Origin of the sequence: Magnetospirillum sulfuroxidans (genome assembly GCF_018224925.1) — a bacterium.
GTDB lineage: Bacteria > Pseudomonadota > Alphaproteobacteria > Rhodospirillales > Magnetospirillaceae > Magnetospirillum > Magnetospirillum sulfuroxidans.
This window is the reverse complement of record NZ_JAGTUF010000033.1, coordinates 14,558-27,522: the sequence shown is the minus strand read 5'-3', so window position 1 is coordinate 27,522 and position 12,965 is coordinate 14,558. Positions and strand designations below refer to the sequence as shown.

At 61.2% G+C, this 12,965-nt stretch carries 12 protein-coding genes and 1 pseudogene; 11 read left to right on the top strand and 2 right to left on the bottom strand.

Going from position 1 to position 12,965, the window contains the following annotated elements; all coding sequences use genetic code 11:
* Positions 1 to 134, bottom strand: a pseudogene (locus KEC16_RS19920) (electron transfer flavoprotein subunit beta/FixA family protein); the annotation flags it as partial.
* 25 nt (positions 135 to 159) lie between these two features.
* A complete protein-coding gene (locus KEC16_RS19065) occupies positions 160 to 567 on the bottom strand; it encodes a MerR family transcriptional regulator (protein WP_211551918.1) in 408 nt (135 codons plus the stop codon).
* Positions 568 to 764: 197 nt separating this feature from the next.
* Between KEC16_RS19065 and KEC16_RS19060 the strand changes: the two genes are divergently transcribed.
* From KEC16_RS19060 to KEC16_RS19010, 11 genes are all read left to right on the top strand, one after another.
* Positions 765 to 1,058, top strand: coding sequence for an SCP2 sterol-binding domain-containing protein (locus KEC16_RS19060; protein ID WP_346344140.1), 294 nt, complete (start codon positions 765 to 767; stop codon positions 1,056 to 1,058).
* Positions 1,059 to 1,067: 9 nt separating this feature from the next.
* On the top strand, positions 1,068 to 1,697 hold the full coding sequence (locus KEC16_RS19055) for a DUF6134 family protein (RefSeq protein ID WP_211551915.1): 630 nt from the start codon (positions 1,068 to 1,070) through the stop codon (positions 1,695 to 1,697).
* 136 nt (positions 1,698 to 1,833) lie between these two features.
* Positions 1,834 to 3,117: an OmpP1/FadL family transporter gene (locus tag KEC16_RS19050; RefSeq protein ID WP_211551913.1), complete on the top strand. Its 1,284-nt coding sequence runs from the start codon at positions 1,834 to 1,836 to the stop codon at positions 3,115 to 3,117.
* A 29-nt stretch (positions 3,118 to 3,146) separates the two neighbouring features.
* Positions 3,147 to 4,814 (top strand): long-chain-fatty-acid--CoA ligase, encoded by a 1,668-nt coding sequence (locus tag KEC16_RS19045; protein ID WP_211551911.1) that lies wholly within the window; start codon positions 3,147 to 3,149, stop codon positions 4,812 to 4,814.
* 120 nt (positions 4,815 to 4,934) lie between these two features.
* The gene (locus KEC16_RS19040; RefSeq protein ID WP_211551909.1) at positions 4,935 to 5,324 is read left to right on the top strand and encodes a MerR family transcriptional regulator; all 390 of its coding nucleotides are present in this window, start codon (positions 4,935 to 4,937) and stop codon (positions 5,322 to 5,324) included.
* Between the two features lie 73 nt (positions 5,325 to 5,397).
* On the top strand, positions 5,398 to 6,534 hold the full coding sequence (locus KEC16_RS19035) for a thiolase family protein (protein WP_211551908.1): 1,137 nt from the start codon (positions 5,398 to 5,400) through the stop codon (positions 6,532 to 6,534).
* Complete coding sequence (locus tag KEC16_RS19030; protein ID WP_211551906.1) at positions 6,534 to 8,855, top strand: 3-hydroxyacyl-CoA dehydrogenase/enoyl-CoA hydratase family protein; 2,322 nt, start codon at positions 6,534 to 6,536, stop codon at positions 8,853 to 8,855. Before KEC16_RS19035 ends, KEC16_RS19030 begins: the two co-directional genes overlap by 1 nt.
* Before the next feature lie 11 nt (positions 8,856 to 8,866).
* Positions 8,867 to 10,651 carry an acyl-CoA dehydrogenase C-terminal domain-containing protein gene (locus KEC16_RS19025; RefSeq protein ID WP_211551905.1) on the top strand — a complete coding sequence of 595 codons (1,785 nt, stop codon included), beginning with the start codon at positions 8,867 to 8,869 and terminating at the stop codon, positions 10,649 to 10,651.
* 15 nt (positions 10,652 to 10,666) lie between these two features.
* Entirely contained in the window at positions 10,667 to 11,188 is a 522-nt protein-coding gene (locus KEC16_RS19020; protein WP_211551904.1) for a thioesterase family protein, read from the top strand.
* A 14-nt stretch (positions 11,189 to 11,202) separates the two neighbouring features.
* The gene (locus KEC16_RS19015; protein WP_211551903.1) at positions 11,203 to 12,024 is read left to right on the top strand and encodes an SDR family oxidoreductase; all 822 of its coding nucleotides are present in this window, start codon (positions 11,203 to 11,205) and stop codon (positions 12,022 to 12,024) included.
* Positions 12,025 to 12,144: 120 nt separating this feature from the next.
* Positions 12,145 to 12,906, top strand: a complete 762-nt coding sequence (locus KEC16_RS19010) for an enoyl-CoA hydratase (RefSeq protein ID WP_249209333.1) — start codon at positions 12,145 to 12,147, stop codon at positions 12,904 to 12,906.
* Positions 12,907 to 12,965: the final 59 nt, after the last annotated feature.

The following is a 12,965-nucleotide window of genomic DNA, read 5'->3' as shown; positions in this document are numbered from 1 at the left end:
TCTTCCACCGCGATTTCGTCAAACGGATTCATGCTGAACTTGACGTTCGCCGTCTCGACGCCCGTCTGGTCTGCCTTAACCCGGATTTTGACGTTGTAATCGACCACCCGTTTGGCGGCCACAAGCACTTTCATGGTTTTGCCTCCGCGATAAAATATTTCACTCTTGTCGTGGCGGCGTACCGGGACTGGCCGCTGCCTGCAATCGTTGCCTTGCTTCGTCTTCCAGGCTTTGTAATTCGTCGATGGTCTGGTCGATTTCTCGGCGCAAGCTGCGCAATTCACCCAGCCGCCGTTGAATTTTTTCCAGACCCAATTGGTACTGTCCGCCACCGACTGCGCCATACATGGACAGGTATTGGGCGATGTCTTCCAACGAGAATCCCAATCGCCGCAACCGTTGGATCAGCAACAGCCGTGCCCGGTCCCGATAGGTATAAACCCGCGCCCGGCCCGATCGCGCCGGCAATAACAGGCCTTTTTCCTCGTAAAAACGCAGGGCCTGCGTTGTCAAGGCGAATTCCTGCGCCAATTCCGAAACGCTGAACAATTTGTCCTTGTCGGCCATGGATCATTTCCTTTTGTGCATGAAAATATCAGACGCCATATAAAGTCAACTTTAATTTGGTGCAGTGCGCTTTGCTGCACTGCGCAATGAAATGTCGCGATGATGCCGTTTCTCGCAACTACATACCTTTTTGGTAGTGACGTTTACGTAAACGTCAGTATATTGGCCCATGTGGTTTTTGCATGGGAGGTTTGCAGGTGGACCTGGAAGACGATCTGGAAAACAGCTTGCCCAAATTGGCTGGCCTGGGGGCGGTGGTGTGTTTTGATCTGGGCGCGGACGGTCAGTGGACGGTTGACGCACGGACCCGGCAGCCCCGCTTGATCCGGGACGGCGATCTTGATCCGGCCTGCACGATCAAGATCAGTGCCGAGAATCTGGTCAAGCTGATGGCGGGTCGGATGGACCCCATGCTTGGGTACACCTTGGGCAAGATCAAGGTTCAGGGGTCGATGGGCGTCGCCATGAAGCTGGTTTCCGCTTTGGGATAGGAGGGTGTCATGCGTCCTGTTGCCGTTTTTGCCGCCGCTGTGGTGATCTGCTTGGCCAGTGCCGCTCAGGCGGAGCCACGGGTGCTGCGCTATGAAATCCGCAAGGACGGCGAGGCCATTGGCGCCGAGGTGGTTCGCATCGCCAAGGAGGGCGAGTCCACGGTTGTCGAGGTGGAAAATCACACCCGGACCACCGTTTTGTTCATGGATTTCGTCTTTGATCAGACCCGGCGCGAGGAATGGCAGGGCGCAACCTTGCGGCGGATGATCGTCGACACCAACGACGACGGCACCCGGTCGCGGCTTGAGGCTGGCCGCAGTGAGGCGGAGTGGACGGTCACCGTTAACGGGACGACCGAGCGACGGCCCGCCGCCAGTTTGCCGCTGGTGCTGTGGACGGCCAAGGTGGTCGAGGCGCCGTCGTTTTTCGGCACCATCGATGCCGCACCGTATCGGGTGCAGGTGGCCCGGCTGGGGGAGGAAACTCTCTTTGTCGCCGGAGGCAGCGTTGCCGCCACCCATTACCGTCTGAGTGGCGATATCGACCGCGACCTGTGGTATGGCGCCGATGGCACCTTGGTGAAGACAACTTTTAAAAGAAAAGGCTTTCCAATCGAGTTCGTTCGCGTCGCCCCCTGATCCGGCGGGGGCGCCATCCCGAGATCATGTCTCCAATATAACGTTTACGTAAACGTAAACATATTGACGCCAGGTAATTGACTGGCTACGATCACAATCAATGGCGGCAAAGTTCGCCAACGGGAGGAACGATTTCATGTTGACGACCCATCACCGCGTGGTGGCCACGGGTGCATTGTGCCTGGCCTCGGTCCTGTGTCAAACCGCTCCGGCTTCGGCGTCGGGCTTTCAACTGCGTGAACAAAGCGCCGAAGGCCTGGGCAATGCCTTTGCCGGTTCGTCGGCCAAGGCCGAAGATCTGTCCACCATCTTCTACAATCCGGCCGGCATGACCCGGCTGCAAGGCAACGCCACCCAAGGTGAAGTCGCCTATATCATGCCAAAGGCCAACTTTTCCGGCCGCGCCACCCGTAACCCTGGTGTTGGCGGTGCGGCCACCGGCGGCGGCAGTGGTGGCGACGCCGGCGTCGATACGCTGTTGCCGTCCATGTACGCGATGATGAGTGTCAGCCCCGATCTGAAGTTGGGCTTGGCCATCAACACCCCGTTCGGTCTGGAAACCGATTATGAAGAGGATTGGGTCGGGCGCTATCAGGCGCTGAATTCCAAGCTGATGACCATCGATATCACCCCCAGCGTGGCCTATCGGCTGAACAGCAATTGGTCCATCGGCGGCGGTCTGAACATTCAATACGCCAGCGCCACGCTGACCAACGGCATCGATAATCGACTGGCCGGCAGCGCCACCGACGGCAAGTCGGAAATCACCGGCGATGATTGGGGAATCGGCGTCAATCTTGGCGCATTGTACGAATTTTCGCCGACCTCACGGGTGGGGTTGAATTATCGGTCGCGGGTGATGCACGAACTGGAAGGCAAGACCGATTATACCGGGGTGGTCAATGCCGGTTCTCTGGCCAATTTGATCGACAGCGACGCCACCGCCAAATTGACCACGCCCGATATCGTCAGCATCGGCCTGTACCATGAATTGTCGCCGCAATGGGCGTTGATGGGCGAAGCGCAATACACCAACTGGTCGCTGTTCGATCATCTGAGCATCGACAACAAGGTCGGCGTCGATACCTACGTGAACGAAGACTGGAAGGATGCTTATTTCTTCTCGCTCGGCGCCACCTACAAGCCCTCTGAGAAATGGAAATTGCAAGGCGGCGTGGCCTATGATCTGAGCCCGGTGCCCGAGGCCCATCGGACCGCCCGCATTCCGGATCAGGATCGTCTGTGGCTGTCTGCTGGCGTTGGCTATCAATTGGCTCCGGGCATGGCGCTGGCGGCGTCTTATACCCATATCTTCACCCAAAACGCCCAGGTGCGCGAAACCACCAGCTTCGGCACTCTGGACGGCACCTATGAGAGCTCGGTGGATATCATCAGCGCCAGCTTGAAGGCGACGTTCTAATCATGGCCCCCCCGAGCGAAACACCCGCCATGATGGCGCCCACCGACATTGTGCCGGTCAAACCGGTCCATGCTCTGCTGGACGAGGCGGTGAAACACCATCCCGACTGGCCGGCCGTGGACTTCCTGGGTAAGCGTTATAGCTATGGCGAGATCGGAGATCTGGTTCTTCGCGCCGCTCGGGGGTTCCAATTGTTGGGGGTGCGCAAAGGCACCCGTGTCGGGCTGTGCCTGCCCAACACGCCTTATTTCGTTGTCTGCTATTACGCCATCTTGCGCATCGGCGGCGTGGTGGTGAACTTTAATCCGCTTTATGTCGAGCGCGAGCTTAAGCATCAGGTGGACGATTCCGGCGTCACCATCATGGTGGCCTTGGATCTGAAGCAGATTTATCCCAAGGTGGCGGCGATCCTCGAGGAATCCTGCCTCGAGCGTATCGTCACCTGCTCGATGAGCGCCATCTTGCCATCGGTGAAAAGTCTGCTGTTCTCGGTGCTCAAGCGCAGCGAGATCGCCGATATCCCCGACGATCTGCGCCACGTCCCATTCGAGCGGCTGGTCAGCAATGACGGCCAGGTGCGGCCGGTGCAGGTGGACCCCGCCCGCGATCTGGCGGTGCTGCAATATACCGGCGGGACCACCGGCGTGCCCAAGGGGGCAATGCTGACCCATGCCAATCTGACCGCCAATACCGAACAATTGTGGCGCTGGATACCGCCGCAGATGGTCGGGCAGGGGCAGGAGAAAATGCTGGGGGTCCTGCCGCTGTTCCACGTCTTCGCCATGACCGTGGTGATGAATTTGGGCGTGCGCATGGCGGCGGAACTGATTTTGCTGCCGCGTTTCGAATTGAAACAGGTGCTGAAGCTGATCGCCAAAAAGCGCCCGACCTTGTTTCCCGGCGTGCCGACCATCTACACCGCCATCAATCAGGCGATGGATGCCGGCGGGCAGGATCTGTCGTCCATCCGTCTGTGCATTTCCGGCGGCGCGCCGTTGCCGGTCGAGGTTCGAGGCCGTTTCGAGTCCTTGACCGGCTGTACGCTGGTTGAAGGCTATGGCTTATCGGAAAGCTCGCCGGTGGCGACCTGCAATCCGTTGAAGGGCGAGGCCAAGAACGCTTCCATCGGCCTGCCGTTGGCATGGACCACCATCGAACTGCGCAACCCTGCCGATGGCGCGCTGATCGAAGGCGTGGACGAACGCGGCGAAATTTGCATCCGCGGCCCCCAGGTGATGGCTGGATATTGGCAGCGTCCCGACGATACCGCCGCCGTGTTCATCGACGGTGCCTTGCGCACCGGCGATATCGGTTACCGCGATGCCGACGGCTACCTTTTCCTGGTCGACCGCATCAAGGATGTCATCTTGTGCGGTGGCTTCAACGTCTACCCTCGCATGATCGAGGAAGCCTTGTATCAGCATCCGGCGGTGGCCGAGGCGGTGGTTATCGGCATCCCCGACAGCTATCGAGGCCAAGCCCCCAAGGCTTTTGTTCGTTTGCGTGAAGGCGCGGCCGCCACGCCGGATGAGCTCAAGGCCTTTTTAACCACCCAGGTGTCCCGCATCGAGATGCCTAAAGCGGTGGAAATTCGCCAGCATCTGCCCAAGACCATGATCGGCAAATTGTCGAAAAAGGAACTGGTGGCTGAGGAAAATGCCGCAACTGAAGACCATGGGTTGCGTTCGGTCATCTGATCTTCCCCACATTTGCGACGATGGACATGACCATGATGGATTTCCGTGTTAGTAAGGTGACGTTCAGGGGAACCTGTAACGCTATTGGTGATAAAACCAACCAACGGAAAAAGAACCGTCATGGACAAATTATACTCGGTTACCGAGTTGGCACGAAATCTGGGGGTTACCCCGCGAACGATCCGTTTTTACGAGGATCAGGGGTTGATTCTGCCGCAACGGGCCGGAAATACCCGCATCTACACGCATCGCGACCGGGCCAGGATGATCTTGATCCTGCGCGGCAAGCGGTTGGGCTTTTCACTCAAGGAAATCAAGGAGTTCCTGGATCTGTACGTGGTCGATGCCACCCAGGTCGAGCAGCTTCAGTTGTTGGCCGCCAAGGTCCAGGGGCGCATTGCCCAGCTCGAGGACCAATTGCAGGCGGTGGAAACCAGTCTGACGGAACTGCGCGAAATCGAGCGTCTGACGCTGGAGACGTTGCAGTCCAAGGGCGCCAATTCGGCCTAGGGAGGCGCATCCGACATCTCGCCCGCTTCCCGACGGCTTTCCTCCACACCAAGAAAAATCTGGAGATTCGTCGATGAAGAAGGTGGTTATCGCCGGCTATGTGCGCTCGCCGTTCACCCTGTCAAAGAAGGGTGAGTTGGCCAAGGTTCGTCCCGACGACCTGGCCGCCCAGGTGGTGCGTGCCCTGGTCACCCGGACCGGCATCGCGGCCGATGACGTGGAAGATCTGCTGCTGGGCTGCGCCTTTCCCGAAGGCGAGCAGGGCTTTAATCTTGCCCGCGTGGTCGGCCTGATGGCCGACTTGCCCAAAACGGTGGGTGGTGAAACCATCAATCGCTTTTGCGGTTCGTCCATGAGCGCGGTGCACACCGCGGCGGGCGCCATTCAGATGGGGGCGGGTGAGGCGTTCATCTGCGCCGGGGTCGAGAACATGACCCGCGTGCCGATCATGGGCTTCAACCCGCTGCCCAATCCTGATTTCTTTGCCCGGATGCCCGGCGCCTATATGGGCATGGGCGACACCGCCGAGAACGTGGCCAATACGTGGGCGATCAGCCGGCGCGAACAGGAAGAATTCGCCGTCCGCTCGCACCAACGGGCCGCCGCCGCGCGCGAAGCCGGCAAGCTGGACGATGAAATCGTCGCCATCACGGCCAAAAGCGGCGCCATCCGCATGGATGGCTGCATCCGCCCGGAAACCACGCTGGAGGGTCTGGCCGAATTGAAGCCGGCTTTTAATGCCGCCGGCTCGGTGACCGCCGGGACTTCGTCACCGCTGACCGACGGCGCTTCGGCGGTGCTGGTGTGCACCGAAGACTATGCCAAGCGTCACAAGTTGGACATTCTCGCCGCCATTAAAAGCATCGCCATTTGCGGCTGTGCCCCGGAAATCATGGGCATCGGTCCGGTCGGCGCGACCAAGAAGGCGCTCAATCGCGCCGGCCTCGAGGCCGGGCAACTGGACGTCATCGAACTGAACGAGGCCTTCGCCAGCCAATCCATCGCTTGTGTGCGCGAATTGGGTCTGGATTTGGACAAGGTCAATTTGGATGGCGGCGCCATCGCCCTGGGTCACCCGCTGGGGGCCACCGGGGCGCGCATCGTCGGCAAGGCGGCCAGCCTGCTCAAGCGTCAAGGCGGTCAATACGCCCTGGCCACCCAATGCATCGGCGGCGGCCAGGGGATCGCCACCCTCTTGGAGGCGGTGTGATGACCACGATCAATAAGGTCGCCGTCATCGGCGCCGGGGTCATGGGGGCGGGGATTGCCGCCCATGTGGCCAATGCCGGCATCCCCGTGGTGCTGTTGGATATCGTTCCGAAGGAAGGCGGGAATCGTAACGCTATCGCCGAAGGCGCGGTGGCGCGCATGCTCAAGGCCGATCCGGCTCCGTTCATGAGCAAGGGGGCGGCCAAGCTGATCACCGTCGGCAACACCGAGGATCATCTTGACCTGTTGGCGGAATGCGACTGGATCGTCGAGGCGGTGATCGAGCGTCTGGATATCAAGCAGGCGCTGTACGCCCGCATCGACGCGGTGCGCAAGCCGGGCTCGGTGGTGTCGTCCAACACGTCGACCATTCCGCTGGAAAACCTGCTCGCCGGCCTGTCCGACGGTTTCGCCGCTGATTTTTGCATCACTCATTTCTTCAATCCGCCGCGCTATATGCGGCTGCTGGAAGTGGTCGGCGGCGCCAAAACCAAGGCGCAAGCCCTGGCCGTGGTTTCGGATTTCGCCGATCGCCGTTTGGGTAAAAGCGTGGTGCGCTGCAAGGATCGTCCCGGCTTCATCGCCAACCGCCTGGGGGTGTTCTGGTTACAGGCGGCGGTCATTGAAGCCATTGACGCCGGCCTGAACGTGGAAGACGCCGATGCCATCATCGGCAGGCCCATGGGCATTCCCAAGACCGGCGTTTTCGCTTTGCTGGATCTGGTCGGTCTGGATCTGATGCCGCATGTGATCGGCAGCATGACCCAGGAATTGCCGGTCAGCGACGCGTTTCATCGCATCAACCGTCCGGTGCCGGTGGTGGAAAAGATGATTGCCGACGGCTTTACCGGGCGGAAGGGCAAGGGCGGCTTTTATCGCATCAATCGCGAGAAGAATAGGGCCAAGGAAGCCATTGACCTGACCACCGGCGAATATCGCGACCAGCGCCGCGCCGATGTGGCGGCAGTCAAAGAGGCTGGGCGTTCGCTGGCCAAGCTGTTCGACCATGACAGCGCGCACGGCGCCTATGCCTGGGCGGTGATGGGGCCGACCTTGGCCTATGCCTGCGCCCTGGTTGGCGACGCCGCCGACGACATCGAATCCATCGATGAGGCCATGCGGCTGGGCTATAACTGGAAGTTCGGTCCGTTTGAACTGATCGATCAGGTCGGGGCCGCATGGTTCACCGCCAAGCTGCAAGCTTCCGGCTGGCCGTTGCCGCAGATCTTGACGTTGGCTGCCGGTCGGCCGTTCTATCGGGTGGAAAACGGCATCCGCCAGGTGCTGGGGGCTAACGGCGCCTATGGCGATCTGGTCCGTCCCGATGGCGTGCTGATGCTGGCCGATATCAAGTTAAAGAGCTCGCCGGTGCTGAAAAACGGCTCGGCCGCTTTGTGGGATATCGGCGATGGCGTCGCCTGTTTCGAGTTCACCAGCAAGATGAACGCCCTTGATCCCGAGACGATGGATTTGCTCGGCAAGTCCATTCGGCGGGTGAAAAGGGATTTCAAGGCCCTGGTCATCTATAACGAGGGGTCCAATTTTTCGGTCGGGGCCAATCTGGGCTTGGCCCTGTTCGCCGCCAACATCGCCGCCTGGACCGAAATCGAGGCCATGGTCGCCAATGGCCAAGCCACCTATCGGGCGTTGAAATACGCGCCGTTCCCGGTGGTGGCGGCGCCATCGGGCATGGCCTTGGGCGGCGGCTGCGAAATCTTGCTGCATGCCGACGCCATTCAGGCCCATGCCGAAACCTATACCGGTCTGGTCGAAGTCGGTGTCGGCTTGATCCCCGGTTGGGGCGGCTGCACGGAAATGCTGGCGCGCTGGCAAGCTCTGGGCCGGCTGCCCAAGGGACCGATGCCGGCAATCGGGAAGGTGTTCGAGACCATCAGCACCGCCACCATCGCCAAATCGGCGGCCGAAGCCCAGGAATTGCTGATCCTGCGTCCCGGTGACGGCATCACCATGAACCGTTATCGCCTGCTGGCCGATGCCAAGGCCAAGGCCTTGGCCCTGGTCGATGGCTATCAGCCGCCACAGCCACCGGTCTTCACCCTGCCCGGAGCAACGGCCAAGGTGGCTTTGAACATGGCGGTCGCCGGTTTCCAGCGCATGGGCAAGGCGACGCCGCATGACGGCGTGGTGTCGGGCGCCTTGGCCGGCATTTTGTCGGGCGGCGAGACCGATGTCACCGAGACCGTCGACGAAGACGGCCTGCTGGACCTGGAACGTCAGGCCTTCATGACCCTGGTCCGTCACCCCGATAGCTTGGCTCGCATCGAACATATGCTGATGACCGGCAAGCCTCTGCGCAATTAAGGAATACGATCATGGCCAGCTATAAGGCACCCCTGCGCGACATGCGCTTTGTCCTTTATGAATTGATGGGGGGCGACGCCTTGTCGTCCTTGCCCGGCTACGAGGAATTCACCCGCGACCTTATTGATCCGGTGTTGGAAGAAGCCGCCAAGATCTGCGAGCAGGTCCTGCACCCGCTCAACCGTTCCGGTGACGAGGAAGGCTGTACCCTGGAAAACGGCGTGGTCCGCACCCCGAGCGGTTTCATCGACGCCTATCGCACCTTCAGCCAGGGGGGCTGGACCGCCATCGCCTGCGATCCGGCCTATGGCGGCCAGGGACTGCCCAAGGCGGTCAACACCTTGGTCGAGGAAATGATTTGTTCGGCCAATCTGTCGTTCGGCATGTATCCGGGGCTGAGCCACGGCGCCTATGTGTCGCTGCACGGTTTCGGTTCGGATGAACTCAAGAACGCCTATCTGCCGAAGATGGTCGATGGCACCTGGTCCGGCACCATGTGCCTGACCGAGCCCCATTGCGGCACCGATCTTGGGCTGTTGCGGACCAAAGCGCTTCCGCAAGACGATGGCAGCTATCGCCTGAGCGGGACCAAGATTTTCATTTCGGCGGGCGAGCACGACCTGACCGAGAACATCATCCATCTGGTGTTGGCCCGTCTGCCCGACGCGCCGGCCGGGGTCAAGGGCATCAGCTTGTTTCTGGTGCCGAAATTCCTGCCCGATGCCGCTGGCAATCCGGGGGAGCGAAACGGCGTTTCGTGCGGGTCCATCGAACACAAGATGGGCATCAAGGCGTCTTCCACCTGCGTGATGAATTTCGACGACGCCACCGGCTGGCTGATCGGTTCGGCCAATAAAGGTATGGCCGCCATGTTCGCCATGATGAACACCGAACGGCTGTCGGTGGGCATCCAGGGGCTGGGACTGGCCGAAGCGTCCTATCAGGGCGCGGTGGCCTATGCCCGTGAACGCCTGCAAGGCCGGTCGCTGTCGGGGGCCAAGCACCCGGACAAGCCGGCCGATCCGATCATCGTTCACCCCGATGTGCGGCGCATGCTGCTGACGCAGCGCGCCTATGTCGAGGGATGCCGCGCCCTGGGCGCCTGGGCGGCGCATAGCCTGGACATCAAGAACCACCACCCCGACGCCAAGACGCGCCAGGACGCCGATGATTTCGTCGCCCTGATCACCCCGGTGATCAAGGCCTTGATGACCGATCTGGGGTTCGAGGCGGCCAATATGGGCATGCAGGTGCTGGGCGGGCACGGCTTCATCCGCGAACACGGCATGGAGCAATATGTCCGCGATTGCCGCATCTCGCAGATTTACGAGGGCACCAACGGGATCCAGGCGCTGGATCTGGTCGGCCGCAAGATGCCGGCCCATGCCGGGCGCTATTTGCGCGGCTTTTTCCATCCGGTTCAGGCCTTTATCGAAGCCAATATGGAAGACGAGGCCCTGGGCGAATTCGTCCAGCCATTGGCCAAGGCCTTCGTCCGCCTGCAACAGGCGACCGGTCAGATTGCCCGGACCGGCATGGCCAAGCCGGATGAAGCCGGCGCCGCCGCCACTGATTATCTGCGGCTGTTCGGTCTGACCGCCTTGGCCTATATGTGGGCGCGCATGGTCCAGACCAGCCTGGATAAGGTTGATGGCGACGACGGCGCTTTTTATCGGGCCAAGATCGGGACGGCGCGGTTCTACATGGAGCGGCTGCTGCCGCAAACATCGGGACTGTTCTCGGCCATCATGGCGGGAGGCGCGTCGATGATGGACTTCGCCGAAGACGCGTTCTAAGCGGGGCAGGCGGGCATGAACCTGTGGTTTCGCGTTCTGCGGGTGATCGTGCTCGCCTTTTTCCGGCCGCGTTTGGGTTTGCTGGCGGAATCGCGCTTGCGCTTCCGCGTCTGGCCCACCGATCTGGACATCAATGTCCACATGAACAACGCCCGTTATCTGTCGCTGATGGATTTGGGGCGGCTGGATATGATCGTGCGGTCGGGGATGGGGGCGCTGGTATGGCGGCAAAAGCTGCAACCGGTCATCGCCGGCGCCTTGGTGCGCTATCGCCGGCCGCTCAAACCGTTTCAACCCATCCGCCTGCGGTCGCGCCTGTTGGCCTGGGATGAACGCTGGCTGTTCATCGAGCATCGGCTGGAAAGCGGTGACGTGCTGGCCTGTCACGCGGTGGTCAAGGCCATGTTGGTGGGCAAGGACGGCGGCATTGCCCCGGCCGAGCTGGCCCGTCAGTTGAACCAGGGACAGGATTCGCCGCCATTGCCCGATTGGTTGGGGCCGTGGGTCGAGGCCGAAACCTTGCTCTCCAAAGTCTGAAGGATCAAAGAATTATGCCGACATTGCAGGGAAAGACATTGTTCATTACCGGCGCCAGCCGGGGCATCGGCAAGGCCATCGCTCTGCGCGCCGCCGCCGATGGCGCCAACATCGTGGTCGCCGCCAAGACCACCGAAGCCCATCCCAATTTGCCCGGAACCATCCATTCCGCCGCCGCCGAGATCATCGAGGCCGGTGGTCAGGCTTTGCCGGTGGTGGTCGATGTGCGTGACGAGCACTCTTTGGCCGCCGCCGCCGCCCAGGCCGCCGATCATTTCGGCGGCATCGACATCGTTATCAACAATGCCAGCGCTATCAATCTGACCGGTACCGCCGATACGGCGATGAAGCGGTTCGACCTGATGATGAGCGTCAACGTGCGCGGCACCTTCGCCACCACCCAGGCCTGTCTGCCTTATCTGAAACAGGCGGCCAATCCACACATCCTGACGCTGTCGCCGCCGCCTGCCTTGGAGCCGCGCTGGTTTCAGTCCCACACCGCCTACACCATCTCGAAATACGGCATGAGCCTGTGCGTGTTGGGCTGGGCGGCCGAGTTCAAGGATATGGGCATTGCCGCCAACGCGTTATGGCCGCGCACCATCATCGATACCGCCGCCCTGGCCATGTTGGGCGGGCTGATCAAGCCGGGCAATTGCCGCCGCCCGGCCATTGTCGCCGATGCTGCCCATGCCATTCTGACCCGGCCGGCACGGGAATGTTCCGGTAATTTCTTCCTTGATGAAGAGGTGCTGAAACAGCATGGCATCGATGATTTTTCCGCCTATGCCGTCGATCCGGTCGGGCAGCTTTTGCCTGATCTGTTCGTCGATTAGGTCCGTTCTCCCTCTGCCCGCCTTCGGGCAGAACTTCAGGGGGGCGGTGTTGGTCCCGGATAGGCCGTTAAAGCCGCCCCCCTGCTTTTTATGCCCGTGCGTTTCATCAAGGGAGCCGCCATGAGCGAGCACATCGTCGTCACCGATCTGAATGGCGTGCGCACCATCCGCATGGCCCGCACCGATAAGAAAAACGCCATTACCTTCGCCATGTACGAGGCGATGACCAAGGCCCTGCGCGGCGGCACGGCCGATCCGGCCATCCGGGCGCTGGTCCTGACCGGCAGCGATGACGTTTTTACCGCCGGCAACGACCTCTATGATTTCTTGCAGGCCGGGGACGTGCAGACCAGTCCGGCGGCTGATTTCCTGTATACCCTGATCGCCACGACCAAGCCGGTGATCGCCGCCGTCAACGGTCTGGCCATCGGCATCGGCGTCACCATGCTGCTGCATTGCGATCTGGTCTATGCCGTTTCCGGCGCCAGCCTGCAATTGCCGTTCATCAATCTGGCCCTGGTGCCCGAGGCGGCTTCGTCGTTGTTGCTGCCGCGTCTGATCGGGCATCAGCGCGCCGCCGAGCTGTTGATGTTGGGCGAGCCGTTTTCCAGCGAAACCGCCCGTGATCTGGGCTTGGTCAACGCCGTGTTCGCGGCCCCGGAACTGGCGGCGGCGGTGGCCAGCCGGGCCGAATCCCTGGTGGCCAAGCCGGCCGCCGCCTTGGCGCGGACCAAGGCATTGCTGCGCCATCCCGACCAGTCGGTGGAAGCCCGTCTGACGACGGAATTCGCCGCTTTCGGCCATGCCTTGCGCTCGGATGAATTAAAGGAAGCGGTCGCCGCCTTCACCCAGCGGCGGCCGCCGGATTTCAGCAAGCTGTAACGGCGGATCAGGCGAGGGGATCGATAATGTCCCTCGCCCGATTGCCGAGCGCATATCCT